This window comes from Paenibacillus sp. NPDC056933 (assembly GCF_042674385.1).
Classification (GTDB): Bacteria; Bacillota; Bacilli; order Paenibacillales; family Paenibacillaceae; genus Paenibacillus.
Window position 1 is genome coordinate 120,772 of the sequence record NZ_JBHUQN010000001.1, and the last position, 24,451, is coordinate 145,222.

Annotated in this window: 25 protein-coding genes; 20 read left to right on the top strand and 5 right to left on the bottom strand. The window is 37.8% G+C overall.

Going from position 1 to position 24,451, the window contains the following annotated elements; translation table 11 throughout:
- Window positions 1–52: 52 nt before the first annotated feature.
- Window positions 53–610, bottom strand: a complete 558-nt coding sequence (locus ACFTRD_RS00510; RefSeq protein WP_379376973.1) for an NADPH-dependent FMN reductase — start codon at window positions 608–610, stop codon at window positions 53–55.
- A 202-nt stretch (window positions 611–812) separates the two neighbouring features.
- On the opposite strand from ACFTRD_RS00510, the gene ACFTRD_RS00515 reads away from it, so the two are divergent.
- The 8 genes from ACFTRD_RS00515 to ACFTRD_RS00550 all read left to right on the top strand — a co-directional run bounded on the left by ACFTRD_RS00515 (window position 813) and on the right by ACFTRD_RS00550 (window position 6,336).
- Window positions 813–1,577, top strand: a complete 765-nt coding sequence (locus ACFTRD_RS00515) for an ArsR/SmtB family transcription factor (RefSeq protein WP_379376975.1) — start codon at window positions 813–815, stop codon at window positions 1,575–1,577.
- Window positions 1,578–1,735: 158 nt separating this feature from the next.
- Window positions 1,736–1,993 (top strand): GyrI-like domain-containing protein, encoded by a 258-nt coding sequence (locus tag ACFTRD_RS00520; protein WP_379376978.1) that lies wholly within the window; start codon window positions 1,736–1,738, stop codon window positions 1,991–1,993.
- Between the two features lie 296 nt (window positions 1,994–2,289).
- Complete coding sequence (locus tag ACFTRD_RS00525; RefSeq protein WP_379376980.1) at window positions 2,290–2,616, top strand: PadR family transcriptional regulator; 327 nt, start codon at window positions 2,290–2,292, stop codon at window positions 2,614–2,616.
- Complete coding sequence (locus tag ACFTRD_RS00530) at window positions 2,603–3,490, top strand: permease prefix domain 1-containing protein (protein WP_379376982.1); 888 nt, start codon at window positions 2,603–2,605, stop codon at window positions 3,488–3,490. The genes ACFTRD_RS00525 and ACFTRD_RS00530 overlap by 14 nt, the downstream gene beginning before the upstream one ends.
- Before the next feature lie 179 nt (window positions 3,491–3,669).
- A complete protein-coding gene (locus tag ACFTRD_RS00535; RefSeq protein ID WP_379376984.1) occupies window positions 3,670–4,803 on the top strand; it encodes an EndoU domain-containing protein in 1,134 nt (377 codons plus the stop codon).
- A gap of 19 nt (window positions 4,804–4,822) precedes the next feature.
- The gene (locus tag ACFTRD_RS00540; RefSeq protein ID WP_379376986.1) at window positions 4,823–5,293 is read left to right on the top strand and encodes a hypothetical protein; all 471 of its coding nucleotides are present in this window, start codon (window positions 4,823–4,825) and stop codon (window positions 5,291–5,293) included.
- A 78-nt stretch (window positions 5,294–5,371) separates the two neighbouring features.
- Entirely contained in the window at window positions 5,372–5,845 is a 474-nt protein-coding gene (locus tag ACFTRD_RS00545; protein WP_379376988.1) for a hypothetical protein, read from the top strand.
- Between the two features lie 161 nt (window positions 5,846–6,006).
- Window positions 6,007–6,336: a hypothetical protein gene (locus ACFTRD_RS00550; protein ID WP_379376990.1), complete on the top strand. Its 330-nt coding sequence runs from the start codon at window positions 6,007–6,009 to the stop codon at window positions 6,334–6,336.
- Between the two features lie 485 nt (window positions 6,337–6,821).
- Here the strand turns inward: ACFTRD_RS00550 and ACFTRD_RS00555 are convergent, their stop codons facing one another.
- Together ACFTRD_RS00555 and ACFTRD_RS00560 are read right to left on the bottom strand one after the other, a co-directional pair.
- Window positions 6,822–7,460 carry a hypothetical protein gene (locus tag ACFTRD_RS00555; RefSeq protein WP_379376992.1) on the bottom strand — a complete coding sequence of 213 codons (639 nt, stop codon included), beginning with the start codon at window positions 7,458–7,460 and terminating at the stop codon, window positions 6,822–6,824.
- A gap of 21 nt (window positions 7,461–7,481) precedes the next feature.
- Window positions 7,482–8,045 (bottom strand): matrixin family metalloprotease, encoded by a 564-nt coding sequence (locus ACFTRD_RS00560; RefSeq protein WP_379376994.1) that lies wholly within the window; start codon window positions 8,043–8,045, stop codon window positions 7,482–7,484.
- Between the two features lie 356 nt (window positions 8,046–8,401).
- On the opposite strand from ACFTRD_RS00560, the gene ACFTRD_RS00565 reads away from it, so the two are divergent.
- The 6 genes from ACFTRD_RS00565 (at window position 8,402) to ACFTRD_RS00590 (ending at window position 12,973) form a co-directional block, all read left to right on the top strand.
- Window positions 8,402–8,956 (top strand): RNA polymerase sigma factor, encoded by a 555-nt coding sequence (locus ACFTRD_RS00565; RefSeq protein ID WP_379376996.1) that lies wholly within the window; start codon window positions 8,402–8,404, stop codon window positions 8,954–8,956.
- Window positions 8,957–9,157: 201 nt separating this feature from the next.
- Window positions 9,158–10,102: a WXG100 family type VII secretion target gene (locus ACFTRD_RS00570; protein WP_379376998.1), complete on the top strand. Its 945-nt coding sequence runs from the start codon at window positions 9,158–9,160 to the stop codon at window positions 10,100–10,102.
- Window positions 10,103–10,143: 41 nt separating this feature from the next.
- On the top strand, window positions 10,144–10,353 hold the full coding sequence (locus tag ACFTRD_RS00575) for a hypothetical protein (protein ID WP_379377000.1): 210 nt from the start codon (window positions 10,144–10,146) through the stop codon (window positions 10,351–10,353).
- Complete coding sequence (locus tag ACFTRD_RS00580; protein WP_379377002.1) at window positions 10,350–10,835, top strand: hypothetical protein; 486 nt, start codon at window positions 10,350–10,352, stop codon at window positions 10,833–10,835. Before ACFTRD_RS00575 ends, ACFTRD_RS00580 begins: the two co-directional genes overlap by 4 nt.
- A gap of 838 nt (window positions 10,836–11,673) precedes the next feature.
- Window positions 11,674–12,249, top strand: a complete 576-nt coding sequence (locus ACFTRD_RS00585) for a hypothetical protein (RefSeq protein WP_379377004.1) — start codon at window positions 11,674–11,676, stop codon at window positions 12,247–12,249.
- 55 nt (window positions 12,250–12,304) lie between these two features.
- Complete coding sequence (locus tag ACFTRD_RS00590) at window positions 12,305–12,973, top strand: hypothetical protein (RefSeq protein WP_379377006.1); 669 nt, start codon at window positions 12,305–12,307, stop codon at window positions 12,971–12,973.
- A 78-nt stretch (window positions 12,974–13,051) separates the two neighbouring features.
- Here ACFTRD_RS00590 and ACFTRD_RS00595 read toward each other — a convergent pair whose 3' ends face one another.
- The gene (locus ACFTRD_RS00595; protein WP_379377008.1) at window positions 13,052–13,195 is read right to left on the bottom strand and encodes a hypothetical protein; all 144 of its coding nucleotides are present in this window, start codon (window positions 13,193–13,195) and stop codon (window positions 13,052–13,054) included.
- A 257-nt stretch (window positions 13,196–13,452) separates the two neighbouring features.
- Between ACFTRD_RS00595 and ACFTRD_RS00600 the strand changes: the two genes are divergently transcribed.
- The 5 genes from ACFTRD_RS00600 (at window position 13,453) to ACFTRD_RS00620 (ending at window position 22,895) form a co-directional block, all read left to right on the top strand.
- The gene (locus tag ACFTRD_RS00600; RefSeq protein WP_379377010.1) at window positions 13,453–16,590 is read left to right on the top strand and encodes a DEAD/DEAH box helicase; all 3,138 of its coding nucleotides are present in this window, start codon (window positions 13,453–13,455) and stop codon (window positions 16,588–16,590) included.
- Window positions 16,591–16,785: 195 nt separating this feature from the next.
- Entirely contained in the window at window positions 16,786–17,586 is an 801-nt protein-coding gene (locus ACFTRD_RS00605) for a hypothetical protein (RefSeq protein WP_379377012.1), read from the top strand.
- A 17-nt stretch (window positions 17,587–17,603) separates the two neighbouring features.
- Entirely contained in the window at window positions 17,604–19,406 is a 1,803-nt protein-coding gene (locus tag ACFTRD_RS00610) for a hypothetical protein (protein ID WP_379377014.1), read from the top strand.
- Complete coding sequence (locus tag ACFTRD_RS00615) at window positions 19,390–20,862, top strand: hypothetical protein (protein ID WP_379377016.1); 1,473 nt, start codon at window positions 19,390–19,392, stop codon at window positions 20,860–20,862. The genes ACFTRD_RS00610 and ACFTRD_RS00615 overlap by 17 nt, the downstream gene beginning before the upstream one ends.
- On the top strand, window positions 20,859–22,895 hold the full coding sequence (locus tag ACFTRD_RS00620; protein ID WP_379377018.1) for an Eco57I restriction-modification methylase domain-containing protein: 2,037 nt from the start codon (window positions 20,859–20,861) through the stop codon (window positions 22,893–22,895). Before ACFTRD_RS00615 ends, ACFTRD_RS00620 begins: the two co-directional genes overlap by 4 nt.
- An 84-nt stretch (window positions 22,896–22,979) precedes the next feature.
- Here ACFTRD_RS00620 and ACFTRD_RS00625 read toward each other — a convergent pair whose 3' ends face one another.
- A complete protein-coding gene (locus tag ACFTRD_RS00625) occupies window positions 22,980–23,333 on the bottom strand; it encodes a helix-turn-helix domain-containing protein (RefSeq protein WP_379377020.1) in 354 nt (117 codons plus the stop codon).
- A 144-nt stretch (window positions 23,334–23,477) separates the two neighbouring features.
- Between ACFTRD_RS00625 and ACFTRD_RS00630 the strand changes: the two genes are divergently transcribed.
- Window positions 23,478–23,993, top strand: coding sequence for a HEPN domain-containing protein (locus ACFTRD_RS00630; protein WP_379377022.1), 516 nt, complete (start codon window positions 23,478–23,480; stop codon window positions 23,991–23,993).
- Window positions 23,994–24,451: the final 458 nt, after the last annotated feature.

Sequence of the window (24,451 nt, forward strand, 5' to 3'; positions counted from 1 at the left end):
GTTTAATGTTACTATTTGGTAACGTAATAGTGATAAAAAAAGGCTTGTGCTGTTAGTTTGCTGCTGCTGTCGGTGTAAGCTTATGGGTCAAATCCATGAAACTCCCCACCGCATCTCGAATCCGGTCTCTCATTCCCTCATCTAACGGAGCGCCTTCGGGACCAAACGTGTTCGATCCATATCCGATCGAAATCCACTGCGAACAGTTAATTCCGTGTAAATTGCGTACGATAGTCTGTAAATGCGACAGCGAGCTGACTCCGAGCGGACCGCCTGCGGAACTTACGGAAAGCACTGCCTTGCCCGCAACCTGGTTTCCGGTTATATAATCAAGGGCGTTTTTAAGCGCTCCTGATACGGAGCCATGGTATTCCGGGGTAGCAAGGATCAAACCGTCTCCATCTGCAATTGCTTCCAATACATGCTTAACGTTAGGATGGAAATCCCAGTTGTCGGGTGAGAAAAGCGGTAGCTGAAGCTCCGATAAATCAATGAATTGGACAGATATGTTCTGGGCTTCTAAAAGGCTTTCAATATACCGAAGAAGGTTCGTGCTGCTTGCGTTTGTGCGATTACTGCCTGCAATCAAGGTTACTTTCATCTTCAACATCACCTTTCATCTTCAACATCACCTTTCATTTTCAAATGGTTGTCATTGTGGATATGCAAGTCACCGGCTGACAAACAGATCCGTTTGTGATATCATGTGACTATTAGGTCACTTGTTATGGTTTTATAATACGTTACTAATAGGTAACATGTCAAGCGGTTCAAATGAATTTTTTTCAAATCGACAGGAAGGCGGTGTTTTGATGGAGAATGACATTTTCAAAGCCCTTGCGGATCCCAGCCGCCGTAAGCTTTTAGATTTGCTTCATGCTTCTGACGGGCGGACTCTGAGTGATCTCTGCGAGCCCCTCGACATGTCCCGATTCGGCGTCATGAAGCATCTGAATATATTGGAAGATGCCGGACTCATTACCACGAGAAAAGTAGGTCGTGAAAAGCTTCATTATTTGAATGCGGTGCCCATTCGTCAAATTTATGAGCGATGGGTTAGCAAATACGCCGAACCATGGGCGATCGGATTAACATCTCTTCAAAACGAATTGGAGCGTGATATTAATATGGATAAGAAGCCCCGGAATATAAACCAGATAGCGATTAAAGCAAAGCCTGAACAAGTGTGGCAAGCTCTCACGGACCCGGCCAAAACGTCGAAGTTTTGGTTCAACTGCGCCATCCGCACCACCTGGGAAATCGAATCTCCATTCGAACTATGGAACGGGGAAGAGAAGAAAGCGGAAGGGATCATTCTCGAGATGGATCCTCCAAAAAAACTTATGATGAGCTGGCGGTTTATTTCGTTTCCGGGCACGGAGAAGGACACCCCGTCGCGCATTACGTGGGAGATCGGTTCGCATGCCGAACTTCATGGCGTGACCCTCGTAACCGTTGTACATGATGAATTCGAACAGGCGATGAGCACTGCAAAGATTCTTGAGAACGGGTTGCCGATTGTACTTTCAGGTATGAAGACGTTGCTTGAAACCGGGGAGATGCTCGCTGGCGAATAAATGAAGATATTTAATTGACGAGTAAAAGTTCAAGGCGTTCACGAAAGCTTTTCCGCAGGCAGCACGGGATAACTCCAAGCGCAATGAGATCCAGCGGAGGAATGTTTGTCTCCTTTAATCGCTTGGCCATACAGGTAAATCTCAAGGGAGAATAACCGATGAAAGTAAGATTGGCAAAGACGAGAGGCGTTTTGGGGATCAGCGTAACAGCTCCGGACAAGGACGCCAGTCGAGCGATGGATTATTGGGTGGCCGCCGAATATGAAGGATCATTGCCAGGAGGATGGCTGAAGCTTGAGGTACCTTCCTTCCAATGGGCTGTGTTTGAGGTACATGGAACGTTACCTGAAGCCATGCACAACATGTGGAAGCAAATCTACAGCGAAGGTTCCCCTCCAGCGGCTATTTGCAAATGAGTTCTATCGAGTTAGAGTATTACCCTGAAGGTAGCCGGATTACCGGATTATGCGGAGCCGTTGACGTTCTATGAGCATTTGCGTTTTTTGTTTGAGTGAAAAATTCTAATCCCAGCGAAGGTTTTACCTTTGAAGGGATATTTTTTTGCAACTATATCCGCAGATCTATCTTATTATTCAAAGTAGAGTTCTTAATTTGGAAAATAATTGATTCATCATGTTGATTTTTACAATATTTGTTTGTTATGCTACTACATAGAATTACATAGTAGGTGGTGTATGAACTGAAGAATGAAATGATGAAAGGTTATATTGATGGTATTGTACTGTCTGTTCTGAGTAAGCAGGATGCATACGGGTATGAAATATCCAAAACGGTGCATGACGAGACGAACGGTCAGTTTGATCTGAAAGAAGGCACGTTATATCCCGCGCTCAAACGAATGGAGGCTAATGGGTACATTGAGGGCTATTGGGGGGAGCAAATTGGAGGACCACGGCGACGATATTACCGAATAACCTCCCAAGGTCAAACTCAGCTCGACAAATTGAGAACATCATGGACGGATAACATAAAGATCATCAATATTTTCTTGGGAGGGAGTCTTCATGGAAGTCATTGAACGATATTTAGATCAAGTACTCCGTTATACGTTTTTATCCAAACGGGAAAAGTCCGAGTGGAGAGAAGAAATGGCTGCTCATCTCCATTCGTCTACCGATCACTATAGAAATCAGGGCTATTCTGAAGAACAGGCTATTGAACGCAGCATCCAACAATTTGGCTCTATCTCAGAACTACGCAGGACGGTAACCCAAGAAACATATGGATTCAATATGAGGACGATACTTGGCTGTGCTCTAGCAAGTTTTATCCTTTTCATAGTGTCAGTCGTAGGTGGACTAGTAGCCAATCAATACGGTGTACATAACCGATATATCGAGATTATGCCGATTGTTTTGATTACCGTGAGTGCATTAAGCATCTGTATTATTTTCACGCGTAAACGTGTGGATCGACTTTGTCTGCTATCTCTGCCACTGTTATTTGCCTTAGGATATCTGCAAGCTTACTTTCAAATCTTGGTTGATTTTTGGGGTGAGGGATTATCGTTCACCATGTTTGAAAAGTTATTTTTCAGTGGTTCATATGATATTTCCGGTCGGATTGAAGTCATGTTGATCGGCGATTTGTTCCTGTTTACACAGGCGATCATCATTTTTGCTATAAGTAAAAATCGGTACATGTCGATACTCCCGTTTGTCTTTTCCACCATGTATACATTGGTTCATATGATGATGTTCACTCTCTATTACGCATTCTTTACGTCAAAGCAGTTTAGTTCCTCGGTAACTCAGGGATATGGCGTTTTCCTGGATGGTAATATGCAGCGTTTGATGGAGATGGGACTTAACTTGGTTATCGGTGCATTAGTGCTTGTATTATTGATGCTCTGGGGGAAATGGAGTGGGAAAAGAAAGTTGAACTTTGCTTGATAGACGTGATTCAAGTGGCGTAAGAACATGCACTAATGCGCAAAATGGCTGCTTAAGGGATGTTGCCCAATTACCGGATAACCGATGAGAAAATGAATCCTCTGTTTGATTCCAATTCCCTTTCTGACTTGTTAAAATTTAGGTGTATATACTACGGTCAGGTTGGCGGTGAAGAGGGAATGCAACGAATCGAGGTACACCCCGATGTATTGGAAGAAAAAGCCCGGTTGGTCCAGCAAAAGAAACAGGAACTGGAGCGGATGGTCAGGGAACTGGAAAAATCAATTTACCTATTGCAATCCGAATGGTCGGGTGTGACAGGGGAACGTTTCTTTTGGGACTTTATGCAGATGAAAGAAGTTTTCCCTGCTACATTGAAACATTTGGAAGAAATCCATCTCGTGTTCACCTTTGTTGCGAAGAATTTCAGGACGGCAGATGGCTCAGGTGAGGTTGCGCTGTACATCCCAGAGGAACTAAAGCGAAATTTCGCTGTAGGACTGCTTGATAAATCAATAGGAGAAACAATAACGGGAATGGGCCAGACGGCGGAAGCGCTCTTCTATAATCCGTTCAGTACATTAGGCAGTGTGGCATATGCCATGACCGTGGGCAAAGTTGTAGACGTTGGGCGGGGTATTCAATTTGCAAGGGATGCAGCCTGGGGCACGGGAACGGCGAGGTCTGATATAGAGCAATTTGTGGATGAGCAGAAGAAGCAGATCGATGAGAGTGGAGCAGGATATTACGGTGGAGCGATGACGGGTCAGGCCCTGGCTTATGTTTTGTTTGGCAAAGCTCTTCGTTCGAAGGACGACATTGGATCAGGAGGGGGAGGTAAGAAAGAGTCGGATAAGAGTAAAGAAGGGACTGGACAAGATGGTAAACCTGTTGTAGATAAAGAGAGATGGCTCTGGAGTCTACAAAATACAGAAAACTTTAAAACAGGAACTAAAGAAAACGGATTAAGCCATATTTTTGGTGGTGAAATACTCAAAAATGGGAATGCCAATGGTTTTCATTATGAAGGGATGCCAGATAGTAACGGTAAAATTATCGGGAAAGTTGATACACCTAATGAGTTCGGTGTCTATCAAGCCAATGTTGAAATTAATGGAGTACCAAAAGGACCCAAATCCACATTTTTTCCAAAGGAATGGACACCACAACAGGTAATTGATTCAGTAAATGAAGCTTTTAATAATAAAGTAAATATAAAAAACAATAAATATATAGGGAAAACAAGCACAGGAATGGAAATAGAGCTTATTTTAAGAAATGATAAGATAATCTCAGCATACCCAATATACTGAATTGGAGGGTAAATTAGTGATGATAAAATATAAATATAAATTAAAATATATGGATGAATTTAATATGGTTGTATTGGATTTTGACGAGGAAAAATCACTAGAGTTCGCTAGTATGATAAGTGATCCCTTAGGATCTGATATACCTTGGAGATTTAAAGATTTGAAAAAAGATATTGAGAATTATTTTGAATTATTAAGGGGGGATATACCCGAATATAGACATGGAGGAAATGCATCCAGCGTTATATCACATAAAGACTATACAATAATTGAAGATCCATTTTATGATGAGGAAGAAGATGAAACTGAACCGATCTGTAAATTAGAGACAGTTGAATTTGTGAAAATTATATTACTATGGGCTTACGAAACTTACAAATTTAAAAGTAAAAAGGGAGTGATTGCTTTAAAGGAGGCAGAAATGGTTATGAAATGGGTTGAACAAAAGATGTTAGAAGTTGAGAGTATAGAAAATGAATCTATACAATAGATGATGTAAAGCTCATTCCTGATCATGGCCGACAAGCAGTGAAAAGTTGTATCATGTTATTATTGGGAGATTTAATTCATGGGGTTATCATCTTTTATACTATTTAGACATGGAAAGAGCATGCCGACTTATCTTTTATCGAGTGCTGCTCGGAACATATGTAAAAAAGAGAATCTTTTCTTTGATAATGATGAAGAAACTTACAATAGCGAAGGTGCATTAAAATATACTCGATTGTATATAAGCGACACCCCATTCAAGGAGAATTACTCAAGGACGCTTAGCTTTAGTGTATATGATGAACCTTATGAATTTCAAACCGTTACTTATGACTGGGATGATACGCAAAATGAATATTTTAAAGCAGTAGTATCTGATGAATTTGATGATAATGAAGATTTGTTATTTCAGTTCCTTTTTGCTTTTCTAAATGAATTTCCTGATGCAAAAGTATGGATTGAGGAAGATTGGTTTTACACCTTGGAGGATATGAAAAAAATAAAGTCTTCCTACAATAATAATTGGTGCTATATAGATCCAAAAAACATTTAAGTGAAACACAATAATTAAGATTCAGGCACTTCTACCAGACCCTAAGTAGAGGTGCTTTTTCTATAAAATCACAACAACTAGATTTGATAGATAACGAGATTAAAACCTTAGAAAAGGAAAAAAATATGTTTGGTAATTTTTATTTTGGAGGGGATTAAGAAATGTCCATCAGTGCTGTGATACTTGAACCACAAAATCATTTTGAAAAGAGTTTTTTTGTTGCAGTAGCAACAGAAGCTTTTTTCAAAGAGTGCTGGCAACCTGCTGTTGAATCATTAGAGTTAAAATGGATAGATCTCTTTTCAACTGGAGTTGATTTAGAGGAGGAAGACGTACCGATTATTGTTGAGGAACTACTCCTGATAAAGGAATGGGCTGCAAAAAATTTAAAAGATGAGCAAAAGGATAAAATAGTCAAAAGAATAGAGGGACTTCGAGACAAGTTGCCACTTGCATTTCAAAGACAGGATGCAATTGTTTTTATAGGGTAGAGGGATATATGCCCAAATGCCATAACCCAACTCTAATTGGTAAATTGAAGAAATCACTGCGGGATAGAAATGTTGTGTAGTTCTGCCGAGTTTGGACGTGCATTAATTTCAAAAGTGAAATCCAATTGTTTCTGGCAGATCACGGACATGATCCGTTCTTGTTGTAATGTAATAATGTTTGTCTCCGATTTTAGGAAGGTCTCCACTTCAGCGAAAAGTTCACCCTTATTATAGAAGGCATATCCCAAATCGTTCTCGGACTATCCGCTTCCCTTTAATTCATGTCCAATCTGCAACTCGTTATTGTTATACGTTGCATTTCGTGATGATATATTTATTATATTAACATTTTTGGTTTCAATTAGGATTTTAAGTTCAGGCAACATCAAGTCATCTAATTTGCCAATGCTGTGAGCTGCCTATATAAAAAAGGTGCTTGCCCTAAGCTGTTACAGCTTAGGGCAAGCACCCATGAACTACTATACCTATTGTTGATTCTCATCAACAATACGTTTGATTTCTTCTTTAAATGCAGCTAGATCCTGGCCACTTATCATAGCTTTGGATTTCTCCTGTTGATTTACAGAAAATACTCTGTCGCCTTGGATTTCATATTTTCCCTGAAACTCACCTGCAACATAATAAAGTGGGCCAATCTCTTCATCATGTCCAGCCTTCAAAAATAATACGTAACTGTCACCCGGTTTCATAAGCGGGTTATCACGCTGAATAGTGAGTTCACCTGTTTTTTCCCTTTCCTCTTCTACACCAACTTGTGTTAGAATAACTTCTTTCTGCTCACCATCGCCCTTTAACTGGTCTGTAATTGTAGCGGTATAAAATGTAGAGTCCTTTTCAACATCTTCGCTACGAACATCCTTTATCTTCACTTCAGCAATGACGACCGAAGCCGCTTCAAGTTCCTCTATACTATCATAAGAATATGCCAAACTTCCGGAGGTCCCTCCAGTGACAGCCTTAGATTTAGGATCACTTGTTGCTACTGATACTTGATCTGCCGCTGGAGCAGTTGTTTTTTGACTCACTTGGGAGGGAGTCGCAGAACATCCTGCAATTACTGCAACCGCTGCAATAGATCCAACAATTATCTTTACAGATTTCAAATTTACCGCCTCCACTTTCTTTTAATAAAGAGAATTAATACCACTTAAATCATCGGATTGAGGTGTATATACGCCACATGTATCATACCGAGCAGGTGTGTTGTCCCTCATCAGAACACATCCTGATGCATGGTCAAGTCCTAGTACATGGCCGATCTCATGTGCTGCTACGGAACGTGCCTTAAGACTAGAATAGCCGCTAGTGTAGTATGTGTTTATCCAAGTGTAGGAGTAATATGTTGTTCCGTTAACGTCGGTATACCACTGTGCTTTTCCATCATAGTCAGTATTGCTTAGGTGTACACCTTGAAATTCAACATTAGGACTTGATGTTGTCTGCGTAGAAAAATTAGGTTTGGTTGATTGCTGGTTCCAGTTATAGATAGCATCATTCCAAATAGAATTAACCGAATCAGACCCGGTTTTGTTATAGCTTAACTTACTGACTTGATTAGTAGACCATTTAGCTCCAGTGGGAACCCATGCGTACGTTACATCAGTAACTCCGCTAAACGGAACGAGAAGGCCCGACATCATTGCTGCGATGGCAATTTTCACACCTATACGTAATTTTTTTGTTTTCATACTAAAACATCATCCTCCTTTTGTTGGATTCCCTGAACAGGTCTGTAATGGATCGGGCTTTCATACTCTAAACGATCCATCCATGAGAAATGTTTCCAATTTCCAAAAATTCGCAACACCTAACCCCCTCTGATAATATTCATTCTTACTTTACAGGAAGAACGGAAAGCTCCTTTCGATCGGAGCCTATTGATTATAACGTATGAAATACTAAATACTGACCTTTTCTACCAATTTTTTATATATAAGGTATACTATATTTACCCAATATATGATCTAACGCACTTTCATAATTTAATCCTGTATTTGAAGCGAACCATCATTACATACGCAAAATGGGAAGGAGTATACACCAGTTGACGAAGGAAAAATGGTTTTATTTATTACGCAGGCCAATGGAAGAATTGGAAAGTGACCAACATGAAGAAATCTACAAATCATATTACAAATTTATCTATGAAAATTTGTATTCGCTTCTTGGAGATCATGCACTCACAGAAGATTTAATTCATGAGAGTTACCTTAAAATCATTTTAAAGGGACCCGATCTTCAGTCAGAACAAAATATCCCCGCTTGGATTAGAAAAGTTGCCTACAATACCACTATTGATTTTTTAAGAAAGAAAACTAAAGAAAATCAAACATTAAAAGCCCTTATTCCCTTGTACGAGTGTGATACTCATAGGACTAATAATGTTGAATCTGAACTGGAAGTAAAATGGAGGAATGAGAAGCTTTATCAAGCTATTGGGGAATTAAAATTAAATCATCAGATAATGCTCAAAATGTTCTACGTAGAGGGGAAGACCTGTAAGGAAATTGGGGAATCTATTTCTCTGACAGAAGCTACTACCTCTAAGAGATTATCGAGAGCCAGGCAATATCTACGCGAACTTATTATAAAACAGTAATTATTAGCTCTGGGATAGCGCCCGTTGGAGTCCTATAGGGTATTGAAAATATACCTTAAAATTTTTTTAATCTTCACTTTCTAAGGGTCTGACTCATACAGCTAACAACTGAGAAAATGAATCCTCCGTTTGATTCCAATTCCCCTGCTGACTTGTTAAAATTTAGGTACATACTACGGTCAGGTTGGCGGTGAAGAGGGAATGCAACGAATCGAGGTACATCCCGATGTATTGGAGGAAAAAGCCCGGCTCGTCCAGCAAAAGAAACAGGAACTGGAGCGGATGGTCAGGGAACTGGAAAAATCAATCTACCTGTTGCAATCGGATTGGTCGGGTGTGACAGGGGAACGTTTCTTTTGGGACTTTATGCAGATGAAAGAAGTTTTCCCTGCTACATTGAAACATTTGGAAAAAATCCATCTCGTGTTCACCTTTGTTGCGAAGAATTTCAGGACGGCAGATGGCTCAGGTGAGGTTGCGCTGTACATCCCAGAAGAACTAAAGCGAAATTTCGCTGTAGGACTGCTTGATAAATCCATTGGCGAAACGATAACCGGAATGGGCCAGACGGCGGAGGCGCTATTTTATAATCCGTTCAGTACATTAAGCAGTGTGGCATATGCCATGACAGTGGGGAAAGTGGTTGACGTTGGACGAGGTATTGGATTCGCATGGGATGCAGCCTGGGGCACGGGAACGGCGAGGTCTGATATAGAGCAATTTGTGGATGAGCAGAAGAAGCAGATTGATGAGAGTGGAGCAGGATATTACGGTGGAGCGATGACGGGTCAGGCCCTGGCTTATGTTTTATTTGGCAAAGCCTTTCGTTCGGTGGAGAATAAGCATAGCGATCTGGGAGGATCGGGTGCTAAGGCGGGGTCAGGAAAAGATAGTGGTTTAACTAATGAATCAAGGTTAAGAATGGAAGGAAATAAAACGATATACCCTAATCAATTCGGTAATGAGATATCTTGGACCAAACAAGGTTCTAAAGATATAGATGCTATTATCGAGAAGAATTTAAAAAGCTCAAAAGCTGGTGATGTGCTAGAAGGAAAGGTAGCGCAGCTAATAAAAGAAACGGGAAGACTAGAAGGTACGGGTATAGAACTGAAAATGCAAAATAAAAAAGGGCAGGAGATATAGATGTTTTAACAGACTCTCACATTATCGAGGTTAAAAAGTCCTTGAGTGCTTTAGATGAAAAACAACTTGATAAGTTAACAAATCCAATCAATGATAAATATTTTAATTTTGATAACAAAGAAGTTATTTTCTATATTGAAGATGTAACTGTGAAAAACAAAACTCAAGCGGATTTAGTTAAAAAATTAAGCGATCTAGATATAAAATTAATAAGCTCGTTAGATGAATTGAAGGAGGTCATGAGTAAGTGAGTTCAATAATAATTCTAAAAAAAATTATAAATTACTCTCCAGAACAGACACTTAAGAACTTTAATAATGTAGCCAAAAAAGCCGATATGCATAGTTTTCATTTGAAAGTTGATCTTGATACGGATAACAACTTTCTTTCAGCAGAAGGTACATTGTCCGAGGTAGATGAAGTAACGTTAATGAATACTGAGAATGAAGAGGGTATTAGGTATTTTTCTTTTAATGTGAATAGAGTTGTAGAAAATTCATATGATAGTTTTACTTGGCTTACCCAAGACGAAAATTACTTCTGGGCTATAGACATTGAAAATATTAATCATGAATACGAATTTATTTATAGGTTTGTTGTAGAGTATTTTAAAGATAATGTTGAAGATTATTTATGGTTCGATGATGCTGATTGGTATTACACAGCTGACGATATATTAAAATTAAGCCAAAGGCCTTATGACCCTAGGTGGTGCAGTAAAAAAATTGTGTGAGGGTATTTATTCTCTAATGGTAAATGAGTCTAAAGTTATTCACATTGGGATCGGGGCGACTATAAATGTTTCATCGAAAATAGGGATTATCAAGAAAAGTAAGTTTGCATTGAGCATTGTACTATATAATGGTTGTTTTTATTTAATACCCTTGATAAGAGATAAGTCTTATCAAGGGTATTTTTTTGTTTAATCGAACTGAGGAGTGATACAAACATGGAATTTCAAAAAATGTTATTACTAATTGGATGCTTCGGTTTTGCTGTACTACTCGTTTTATCCTACAGTTTCTATAAAGGAAAAAGAATGTACAAAAGCGTTTGAATTCCTTCGCCTCGACTTGAAAAACCTTCGCTGCGAGAGAGTGAACTTGGCATGAGCATGCTTGGCGAAGTGATTCGAGTATTTTTTACAATGAGCGGTACCATCTGGTACTTTCAATCATCGAGATATATCTGGGTCTACCAAAATAGTGGAGGTTCATATCGTCTAAGTCCATGCACGCAAATAATTCTGCTGAGCCGAGGCTTTACAGTTTTTTGATATCGGCATAAAGAAAGTATCGGCAAGACTTTGGTTTCAGCTATAGGAGAGTATCGAAGAGGAATGATTGTTAGAGAAAGAATAAATGCCAAAATTTTCAAAAAAATCACTATAAATTGAAACATTTTATCTTTTTTTACAGTCTATATATTATAGGCCACTGAATTCCAATTATATCAACGGTAAAATGAAATGGCCTATTAATATAGAAAGGGGAGATAAATGTAGATTATAAGCAAGCGGCAGATGGAAGTGAAATCAAATTCATAAAAAACAAAACATTGGAGGTTAGATTGTGAAGAATAAATACTTGTACTTGATGACATTTTCTTTTTTAGCAGTATTTCTGTGTGGAAGCTTTGCCAGTGCGGATTATTTTTCCGGAACCAGAAAAAATGGTTCTAAGCCAATGGCATATTATCATTCATCAGTAGCTGATTATAACTATACTAGTCACTATGATGCAGGGAGAACATACTGGAACGGTAATTCAAGGGTTAATATCGCTAGAACGTTAACAAATTCCACTGTAACTCGCCCAGACATTTATTATATTGGAAATACTGCTACAGCTAATTTTTATGGACAAATTGTTCCATACAATAGTTCCGGATCAACAGTTGGACCCGATGATTATTGGGATTATACCGCAGTGTTTATGTATGACAATACAATGAGGGCAACTGGTTCTGGTTATACGTCAGCTAATATAAGATATAATGCTGCGCATGAAATTGGGCATACCATTAAGATGGCCCATGTTCCCATTCCATACAATTCAGTGATGGTACAAGGTTGGAGGGCTGTTCCTGGTTCAATTACCACATATGACTCTGGAGAAGTTAACAGTAAATGGCCTTCTTTTCCATGATATTAAGGTTGCTCTGCTTCAGACAACTTAAATTACGAATTTTAGGAGGGTTTGTATGAGAAAAATTCAACTGTTTTTATTGGTTTCATCATTCTCTTTACTTGCATTCGCCTGCAGTAATAGTATTATAGAAAAAAATAATTCAGATTCAGTTGGAAAAGATAATATTGAGACTGTTGTTACTCATGGAAATTATAAGGAGTTTGATAAAGAAAATAATTTATTTGATGATGCAGATTTGGTTGTAATAGCCACAACGGATAGTAAATTTGTGGATCGTGAGCATGTTGTTAAATATGCAGATCCTGATACGGCTGGAGCAGATTTACCACAAGCTATTGAAGATTTTTACACGAAAACACCGATTAAGGTTCTCAAAGTATTGAAAAGCCCAGCATCCGCAACAATCACAGAGAATAAAGAAATGAAGATAATTGAACCTGTTTCATTAATTGAAGAAGATGCTAAATCGAAGAAAATTTCCATTGAGAACTATAATGAAATTAAACAAGGCGAAAAGTATGTGCTGTACCTTAAACAGAATACCTATGGGGATTACAGCGTTATTAATATGAACAATGGCAGATTTAGTTTGGAATCAGAAGAAATAATAATAAATTCCTTGGATCACGGTCATGAAAATGACATAGAAAAACATAATGAACTCAAACAAAGCGTTGAAGAACGATTCAAGTCTGAAATTGAAGAAGTAAAAGATATGTAAGGCAACATTCTTATTAAAAACAGAGAGCAGCTTGGTTATAGCTCGGTCAAGGAGACAATAAAAAAAGAAAAATTTCTATTAAGGGCGACCTTTCTCTGAGTTTAACCCGTAGAGGTCGCCTGGTTTTGTTGTGGCAACGGTCCTCGTTGCAGAATGAAGTGTAATCCATAATTTGGTTTCGCGCTTGCTCACTCCATCCAGCGACCACGGTAATGCTCTCACTCCTATTCTAAACCTCCCCATAATCCGACGTAGCCCAGCCTTCTTCCTCTCGCAAGCAAATCGCCTCTCTTTCACTGTCTACACTTTGAGGGGACAATACCAATCAGACCACAAGTAGAGGTACTTTTTTCTAGGGATTCAAAACAACTAATGATATCTTCCACCTATTGGTCGATAATATAGAAGAAACAATTTTTAGCTCATCATATACATAGAGAACGATCCACAACCATCCTACACTCACACGAGGTACATTCATGAAACAAGGCATATATGAACAGCTTATCAACACCATCACCAGACAGGAGATTTCGGCACTGGACCCGGATGTGTATAACATTGGGACCGAGAAGCTGGATGCAGAGGAAGCACGGAAATTGCTGTCCACGTATTTGGCGGCGGTGACCCGGCGAGCGCTCAAGATTGTGCGGGAACAGACGGAAGATAAGACAGCAGTGTTGGCGCAGATTCGAACGTGTAATGAGATTATTGCTACTCTGAAAGGCACACTGGGGGAAGAAGAGTACAACGAATTGCAATTGGATGAGCAGGGGGAAGTGTTGACCCATGTGTATTCCAAGCTGAACAGCATCCGTGCGGTCCGGGATATCGGAATCGTTCGTCCAGATACGCCGATCTCCCAAAGCTCTTTATTCACAGGTGCGAAGTCTGAACCGAGTATGTTACTGGAGTTGCAAAAGGAGATCGTGACCGCCGATCGGATCGACTGGCTGGTGTCATTTATCAAATTCAGCGGGCTTCGCCTCCTTCTGGAACAGCTTCAACAATTCACAGCGGGCGGTGGGAAACTGCGGATCATCACGACCACCTATATGGAAGCAACCGACCTCAAGGCTATTACTGAACTTAGCAAATTACCTAATACAGAGATCCAGATTTCGTATGATACCAAAGTGACACGGCTGCACGCCAAAACGTATATTTTCCACCGTGATACTGGATTCACCACCGCCTATGTCGGCTCCTCCAACCTGTCCAACCCGGCGCTGACCAGTGGTATGGAGTGGAACCTCAAGGTGACGGAGAAGGATTCACTCGACGTGCTGCGCAAGATTGAAGCGACCTTCGAGAGTTACTGGAATGACCGCGAATTCACGCGATATGTGGCTGAGAATGAAGGACATGAGGCACAATTGAAGGCAGCTCTGAATCGTAAAAAAGATCACACAAACGAATTTCATCTCGACATCCAGCCTTACGATTATCAGAAAGAAGTGCTGGAGCAGCTGCACGCTGAGCGTACGCTGTACGGACGAAATCGCAATCTGATCGTCGCCGCCACAGGCGTCGGCAAAACGGTCATCTCTGCCTTTGACTACAAGCGATTCCGGGCAAGCCATGCGGGAGCCAAGCTACTTTTTGTCGCCCATCGGGAAGAAATCTTGAAGCAAAGCCGGGATACGTTCCGGTATATCCTGAAGGATATGAACTTTGGTGAGCTGCATGTCGGGAATCACCGAGCGGAGGCGCTGGACCACCTGTTTGTTAGCATTCAGAGCCTTAACGCTATGAAGCTGACGGAGATCACCAGTCCAGATTATTACGATTACATCATTGTGGATGAATTCCATCATGCCGCAGCGCCTTCGTACCAGAAGTTGTTGTCCCACTACGAACCGAAGATTTTATTAGGATTAACCGCGACCCCTGAACGGATGGATGGCAAAGACATTACCGCCTACTTCGATCATACGATTGCCGCCGAGATCCGTCTAACCGATGCCATTGACCGGAAACTACTGAGTCCTTTCCAGTATTTTGGCGTCACCGATACTGTCGATCTATCCCAGGTAAAGTGGTCGCGCAAAGGCTACGATCTGAACGAACTGGAGAAGCTCTATACTCATAACAAAATCCGTGCCAACCAGATCATCCAAAGTCTGAATAAATACGTAACTGATCTGGACGATGTGAAGGGGCTTGGGTTCTGCGTAGGGGTGGATCATGCGATGTATATGGCAAAAATATTTAACGAAGCCGGCATTCCATCCATAGCCCTGCATGGCGGGTCGAGCGAACAGGAACGTCATTCTGCGAAAGGACAACTGGTGAACGGGGAATTGCGCATGATCTTTGTCGTGGATCTGTACAATGAGGGCGTGGATATCCCTGAGGTGAACACCATCCTGTTCCTGCGTCCTACCGAGAGTCTGACCGTATTCCTGCAACAGTTGGGACGTGGACTACGGATGGTGGAGGGCAAAGAGTGCCTGACCGTGCTCGACTTCATCGGACAAGCCCATCAGGAATACAGGTTCCAGGATAAATTCCGCGCCCTGATCGGCGCTACTAAACATTCCATCTCGTACTACGTCGAGAATGGCTTCTCGAACCTGCCACGCGGCACGTTCATTCAATTGGAAAAACAAGCGAAGGAATACGTCATGCGCAACCTCAAGCAAATGAGTCGTAATCGCAGAGCGTTGATCCAGAAGTTGCAAACGTTCCAGCAAGACACCGGACTGCCACTGACCTTGGCTCATTTTGTAGAGCATCACGGGATGACACTAGTTGAATTGTATGGTGGACGTACGGGCAAAAGGTATTTCCGGGGTATGTTGGCTGAAGCCGGACTGACAGAGCCAATAGAGAATGAGCAGGATGAGTATATCCGCAGACTGCCATCTGTGCTGACGATCAACTCCCGAAGCTGGCTAACGTTTCTGATTGACTACATTGAAAAAGGCGAAGAACCGACCAACGCGGATGAACAGCGCATGTTGATTATGTTCTATTACACCTTCCACCGGGCTGCGCCTGAGAAACTAGGACTGAACAGCATCGAAGAGGGTGTGCAGCGTGTGCTGTCTTGTGAAGCATTCCGAGCAGAGCTTGTGGATATTTTCAAATATAATCGGGCTCATCTGCGATTTGTGGATAAAAGCAATTCGTTCCCGTACACTTGTCCACTGGATATCCACTGTATGTACTCGATCGACCAAGTGCTTGCCGCCTTTGGCTACTGGAATGCCCAGCACTCACCCGCCTTCCGCGAAGGCGTGAAGTATTTTGCCGATGAACAGACCGATATCTTCTTCATTACACTGAACAAATCGGACAAAGATTTCTCTCCATCTACGCTGTATGAGGATTATGCGATAAACGAGCGTTTGTTCCACTGGCAGACACAGAGCCGGGTGTCGGAGCATACGGCTACGGCGCAGCGGTATATTCATCATCGAGAGACGGGTAATCGGATCGTGCTTTTTGTGCGGGAGTATAAGGAGGAGCATAACTATACATCTCCGTTTGTGTTTCTGGGCGAAGCGGATTATGTGAGTCATGAGGGAAACAAACCGATGAGCTTCGTGTGGCGGTTACGGGAAGAGATGCCTGCGAAGATGGTGGCGGTGGCGAATAAGTGTATTGTTTGAAAAAAATATGGATATATGGAATTATAATGGAATGGTTTGATTCTGTAGAAAAGTTAAGTATATCTTTAATGGGTTATAAAGAAGTATAATTCAAGTGAAAAAGACAATAAATATATTTAAGTTGAGAGGTGAAAGTTGACTAAGTAAATTCTCATCAATAAACTTGAAATATCATTGATACGAGGGGGTGTTCATATGAAGTTGTATCCGTTATACGAATTTCCTCCTGATGAGGCATCTTTACTGAAGATATTATTTGAATTTGATAATTCTCAACCAGTTAGTCGTAGTGAAGCAGTGGAAATAGTCCAGCAAGTATATGGGAAACGTCAATCAAGATCTAAAATAATAGTAAGGAATTTTCAGGATTTAGGATTGTTATCCCTTAGCAATCAAAAAATTAATTTATCACAAGAAACTCAATTGTATTTGGATATGAGCAAAAAGGTTTCAGATTTACTTTTAAATTTAACTTTCAGAAATATTGATCTTTTTAAAGTATGTTTTGATATTTGTGAAATACCTAATTACAATGACCTATCTAATCCTAAAATAATAGATTTTCTTGTATATAACATGGGCTATCATAGAGAAAAATTAACAACTGCTAAAGAAAAGATGTTTGCTCTGAGGAGATTAATAAATATTTGTAATCCTAGTGATGAACAAAATGAATTTAAAACATATCAAAGCTTTATAAAGTTTTTAGGTATTCTTGAGAATGAGTACCTTGGAATTACAGGTCAATATTATGGAGAAGCAATACCTCTAAATTTATTAAAAGAAAACATAATTAACAATACTCCTTATAGCTCCTCTCAGATAAATATATATATAGAAAAGTTATATTTAGATATTTTATTATCAAGAAATGTTTCATTTACTAATGCAAATGTTGAGTTTGCCAAAATGGGATACTTTGAGATATCAAAGAAAAATTATTATTTTATTAAAATTTTCGATTCTTTGTATCAGAGTCCACTAGTATTATTTTAATTAAGGGGATTTGTCTAATGAAAACTCAAGGACTAGAAGAAATAGATCACTTATTTGAGAATGTACGTAAAGAGAACCTAACTGCAGAGAGTAGTAAAAATGAGCTGAACGCTATGAGAAACACGCAACCTCCCGAGAAACCTACTTTTTTTGTTAATCAAGAGAGGGCGAAGGAAGAGATTAAAAGAAAACTTAAAGGCTCTTTATCTGAGGACAAATTTTCGTGTATTTTATTACAAGGAGTAATTGGAGATGGGAAAACTCATTTTTTAAATCATATGTATTCGCACTTTAAGAAAAACAAAGAAAATTTTTATATTATTAAATTAAGAGTCGAAGATACTGAAAGATATAAGAGAAATCTAGTCAAAACAATGGTAGCAGAATTATTCTCTAATTACTATGAAGACTTTTTTAATACATTCCATACTATTATTAATGAGATTCCTATGTTAGATGATGTAACTTACGAGAATGAATTGAATATAATCAGAATGAAGTTAAATGTTGCAGATGATTTAGCTAAAGTTCTTATCAAATTAAGAAAAGCTGATACAGCAAGAGCTGCAATAAGAATTTTGGGAGCAAGTAATGGACGCACTGAATTAAAAAAATTAGACGTTAAAGAATTATCTAGCACAGATTATATTGAGGTGTTGCGTCTATTCTCTAATTGTTCAGCAAATGGAGAAAAGTTATTTATTATTATTTTGGATGAGTTTGAGCATGCATATGGTTTACCTTCATATGCAAGAAATATATTTTTTCCAAACTTTAAGCAGTTTTATGATGCTGCCGGACCTGGATTTAAAAGAGTGTCATTTATCGCAGCATTAACTGAACAATCAGCAAAGGCTTCTAAATCAAAAGAAGATATGGAAACCGCCATGTGGACCAGATTAGAACCGAACATTGTTGAATTAGATTCGTTTAGGATCACGCAAGAAAATATTAAGCAATTATTAAATCACATTGCTATACGGTATGAGAAAGCCTACGAATACTTAATAGATAGTTCTATGTCTAATGAGATTATGAAAGAATTACTGAAGCACTTAAATTCAACTCAGGCTACAAACTACAGATATGTGGTGTCAAGTCTTATTAGAATAATAGATTCTAAAAAGGATAACTTTTCATTTAACCTCTCAAAGCCTACTGAAGAACTAGTTATTGATAAAACTGAAGAACTCGAATTTGATTTGTTCTCTTTTTTTGAGAATAGTCAGACTGAGGAAATCTTAGGAAAAGATAATATAAACCTAGATACAAGTCCAAATGCATTGGAGCTTCAAGTTAGTAAATTAAAAAACGAGGCTGTTAATGCTTGGGATAAATCAAGTGGTCAGGGTAGAAACTCTCAAATGAAAACATCATTTGAGAAGGCATTAATTAATTTCGGTTTTAATCTGACCAAAATTTTCACACATAAAAAAGGGACCTCAACCAGAGTAGAAGCATCGAAGAATGTTGATGATCTTTATGTGTTCTATGTAACTACAGCAAAAACAGGAAAAACACTGCTTGAAAAATTTGAAGAGTGCTTAAAACTTAAGGATGATATGATGAACGACGATATACATCGTATAAAGTTATACTTTGTTTATCCTTATGAAGCGAGAAACGATAGTTTAATTGAAAAGTTCATACTACATCCTGAAGTACATGATATGGGACTTGAACAGACTATTTACTATGATTTGCTTACTCTTAGATTAGCTAAAAATAAAGATGAATTAAATTACCTTATTCATAAGATAGAAGATTCCTTTATAAAGAATGGATTGTTAGAGAGGGATAGAAATGAATTTAATAAATAAGAGTGAATGGTATCTTTTAGAAATTATAAGAAATGTAGACGTGAACTTACAAAAGACTCTTGATGAAATCGATGCGGAATACAGATTAGTTGCTGGAGATATCGCGGTTTTTGAGTCATCTAATGGCTTGGATCAAGATAAATTGAATGAATTGAATATAAATATAGTCCGTAATTTGAGAAAAGAGAATATCATTTCAAATGATAATGAAGATTTAGATGATGTGTTTTCCATTGCTGATTCTTCTAAAAAGGAAGTTATATTTACATTTTATATTAATGATGAATCATTAGAAGATGAACAATTAATAGACTTTTTACAAATAATTGGGTTTGTATATGAATATGCTCCAGAACATGAGCATTTTTATAACTTAGAGTATAAGTCTGACTTTAGAACTCCACTGATTCATAATATAAGAACACAAAATTTAGCTATTTTTCTTTCTCAAAGGAAATTTGGTCTTAGTTTTATTGGTTATATGAAAAGAGATAATAGGATGTTTATAAGAATAAAAGCTTTTGATTATGATGAGATACTTGCATTAATTAAGGAATTTGAAAATACGTTCAAAGAAAAAATAATTCATGTTGATAATTTAGCATGGGAGTATCTATACAGTAGAAAGTTTTCTAATGGATATAGAATTACAGATTCATTAGTACTTGAAAATGATTTAACAAAACAATTTCTTAAAACGACAAAAAATAGTGAGTTTGCTGATGATTTTTCTTATACTTTAAACTTATTATTGAAAAGAGGTTACTTAAATGAGATTGAGTACTCAGAAATTTCTAACAAAAAGATAATAGCGAAGTTTTTACATCCATACGTTCGAATTCAAAAAGAAAAGTTGGCAGATTTCATATGGTTCAGTAATATAACAGGAAAGTTTTATAATGAAGCTAACTACACAGATCCAAAACGAATACAGCCGTATGAAGGGGAGAGAATATATTCGTTGACAGATGATCTCCTTTATTACATAAGGAGCCATTGGCATCAAAAGTTTGTAGAAGCTGCTGTAGAAAAAGTTCAGTTTATTTGGGAGCAAGAGGATAGTCCCTTAATTATGTTAAATTTCAACACTGATGAACAGTTTGATTTTTTATCTAATTCAGTCATTAGAGCTACTAAAGATATTGATTGTTTGATTCGAGTGAAAAATAAGGAGAGTAATAATGAATTTATAATTCCTATAGAATCTAAGAGAAACTCTAATGAATTTAAAAATTTCGAGAAGGAAATTATTGATAAAATAGAGAGGAGATATTCTTCAATATTTAGTGGTTTTATAATGGTAGCATATTTTAATAAGGAAAATTCTGAAGTTAATGAGTTAGATATAAACTGGTCTGTTGGAGAGACTACGAAAGCTTATTTATGTGTCAATCATAATTTTAATAAATTAGTTATGTCAATTAAAGATTCTATCGAAAGAATATGTAGGGAATGATCATTCTGAATGTCGAAGAAAAAAATTATATAACACAAGCAAGTGAGTTTTTAAAATCACTTAATTTAGAGAATAATAACAACTTTTATACATTTTATCTTGTTGTATACTTTCATCAATATAAAGAAAATTTCAAATCAATATCTCATAGTAATAATATTGATTTGAAATTGATTACTAATGAAGCTAAACAAAAAGTGAGTAAGGAATTATTTGGAAATTTTACATTAAATGAAGAAGATAATGACATATTTAAATGGATTGTTAAAAATCCTCCACCATTTACTGATGGAGTTGATATACTGGGAAGTATTTACTTAGTGTCTTCTCCCTTTGCTCATCGTAAGAAGCTTGGAGAGCATTATACTAGGCCTGATCTCGCTGATTTTATAGTGGAGAAATATTTTCAAGAGTATCAAACAGAAGAAGATCTTTTGTCACTTAAGATAATCGACCCATCATGTGGGTCGGGGAATTTCTTGATAGCAATAATAAGGAGTTTGGTGTCTAAAGTACATGATAAAAAAAAGATTAGTAATTTTATTAATTCTTATAATCTAATTGGTATTGATATTCAAACAACTGCTTGTTTAATTGCTAAGGTTAGAATTTTAATGGAGTTTATAAGGCAAGAAATTCCGTATAGCACAGGGAAACGTGTACCCATATTAGAGAATGACGCTCTTCTTGATGAAAGTGAAACTCTCTTAAAAGACAGTAAATATGATCTAGTTATTACTAATCCTCCGTATTTAAGGTTACAGTTAATAGAACAATCTTATAGAAATTTGCTTGAAGAAAGATATCAATCTGCAACAGGGAGATATGATTTATATACCTTATTTATTGAGAAGTCAATTAAGCTAGCTAAGAAAAAGAAAGGAAAGGCTATTATTCTGTGTTCTGATAAATTTATGACCTCATCCTATGGGAGAGGAGTAAGAGAATTTGTAAAAGAAAATGCAAACCTTTCCGAAGTGATAGATTTGAGTAGAATTTTTCCTTTTGAAGCTGCTGTAATTTCTTCTGTATATTTTTTTGATAAATCAACAGAACAAAAACCAATCCTTGGAAGAATGGAATTTGTAAACAATGAATTGCAAAATTCATATATAGGAGAAGTATCTGTAGAAGGAGTATGGAGATATAATTATGAGGGATCAGAAGATACCTTCCAAAAAATTATTAATTCTTCAGAAATTCAGTTGAAGGATATCACGAGGATATTTGTAGGGATTAAAACTACAGCAGATTCTGTATTTATTAAGAATTTTACAGTTGATAATTTAAAAGAAATGAAACTCGAGGAAGAGTTAATGTTTCCATTGTTAAGAGGTATTAACGTTAGAAGATGGTCTTATTCATGGTCAGGTAATCAACAAAAGAAAGAAACATTCATACTGTATCCATATATTAAAGATGACATGGGAAATACTATTCCTATAAATCTTGAAGAATTTCCTTATGTTGAAAAATATTTATTGGATAACAGAACTTTGTTAGAATCAAGAAAATACTTCGAAGAAAGTTCCAAATCTTGGTTTGAATTATGGGTACCGCACTCTCATAAAACTTTTCAAATGCCTAAAATTATTACTCCAGATATCTCATCTAAAAATTCCTTTGCGCTTGATTCTCAAGGCTATTTTTGTACTGGGAGTCTTTATGGAATACAGTTTAGAGACGAGAATAGAAATTTAGATGATTATAAGTATTTATTGGGGATATTAAATAGTGAGATAATAGAATTTTTTCATAAGAAAGCAAATCCTAATAAAATTCATTCACACAAATATCGCTTCCAAACTGGAACTATGAAGAATTATCCAATTATATTTCTTGCAAAAGATGACAAGAAATACAGACGTGTTGTTGAACTAGTCAATTTAATTGTAGATGAGATGGAGGTGCAAAAGAAAATAGCTCTCGAAGCGTCCTTAAACGAAGTTATATATAGTATATACAACTTAGATATTTTTGAAGTGAAGTTAATTAAAGATTATCTTATGAGCTCTCAAAATACGTTAAATTAGTTTAAGTTCAGCGTCTTTATTCTAATTGGCTTGATGATCAAAAAGCAAAGTAGCTAGTAAAATCTACTTTGCTTCTTTTTTGTATTAGCTTGATTTGTGACTATTTAGAATCTCACGTATTATATTTTTAGAAAGATGAATAGTACTTATGTCAGCCTCACGTAACATAGTCACAATATCCTGAATTAAAGCCTCCAATTCGGTCATCTCCATGTCTTCATCCACATAAGCAAACAACTGCGATATATTCACTTCCAATGCCTCAGCAATTTTAGCAAGATTAACTAAAGATATATTCTTTTCCCCACGTTCAACTTGTCCAATGTATGTAAAATGGAATCCACCTTTTTCTCCAAGTGCCTCCTGAGATAGCCCCTTCTCTTTCCTTAAAACCTTGATTCGAGCGCCGACTAAATTTAAAATTTCTCTGTCTTCCACTTTATGCACCCCCTCTATGTAAAAGTGTAGACAAGATTTTGGGGGCTAAACATGACTATTTGAATCGTATAATTTTTATTAAATTATATCTTTGAGTATATATTTATTGTATAATACTGGTATTAACTCTTTGGAGGGATGACAATGGCAAGAAATTGGTCCATAACCGAAGCACATTGTAATCACCAAGTAGATTTTACTCCACGTTCGCAAGACCATGATATCTCCACACAACTTAGATCCAAACAAACTCCTGCTTACCATATGCTACATACTACAATATTGGACTATCACCAACATGCTAAGTATCATCTCAAACTTGCCGCCATCATGCGTAATCACAATCAGTTCAAAGCCTGCCTGATTCTATGTGATTGGGCTCTAGCCTCCATGATTAAGGCGCTTTATATCCATAAGTATCATTCAGTTCATCCACCTAAGGAACTCACCATGAATGAAATCTTGCCTTTAGTGCACACGGAGACTGAACCCGGACTAGATATTGCCTTGTTCATCGGTACGATACAACATATGTCTTCCCTAGCAGATTACCCGAACGACCAGCCAATAGAACTGGACAACATCGAAAAGCTTCTTCAACGAACAGAAGAGATATTGGATGAGTTAGCCACTCGAATGAAGAATGATTCATCAGAGTAAGATATTTTTTAATTGACTATTTGGGTTAAATGTTTGATTGATCTATGTTACGCTTACAAGATAACATCATCCAAATAAAGGATATATGATCCAGAGATTACAAAGGATGCTCTTTGCTTTGCATCTGGAAAGCAGGTGTACTTTTTGAAAAGAGCAATTGCTATCGCGTTTTTTATATTATCTATATTGGAATTGGTTACTTTAATCCTAATCGGTAAAAGCATGATGAATGGGTATATGGAACCTAGTACGTTTAGAGGGATGATTACATTCCCGCTATTCGCGATGTACCTATCAATCTGGATGTTCTTTTCACGGCAAGAGTTTACCGGAGGACGAGTCGCGGGACAGATCAGTTTGACAGCGGCACTCTTGACGTTTTGCCCGTTGGTGTGTTTGTTGATTATTTTCTATTAAATCAACCCTTCCCTCAACATAGCAACTTGTATAATGGCAAA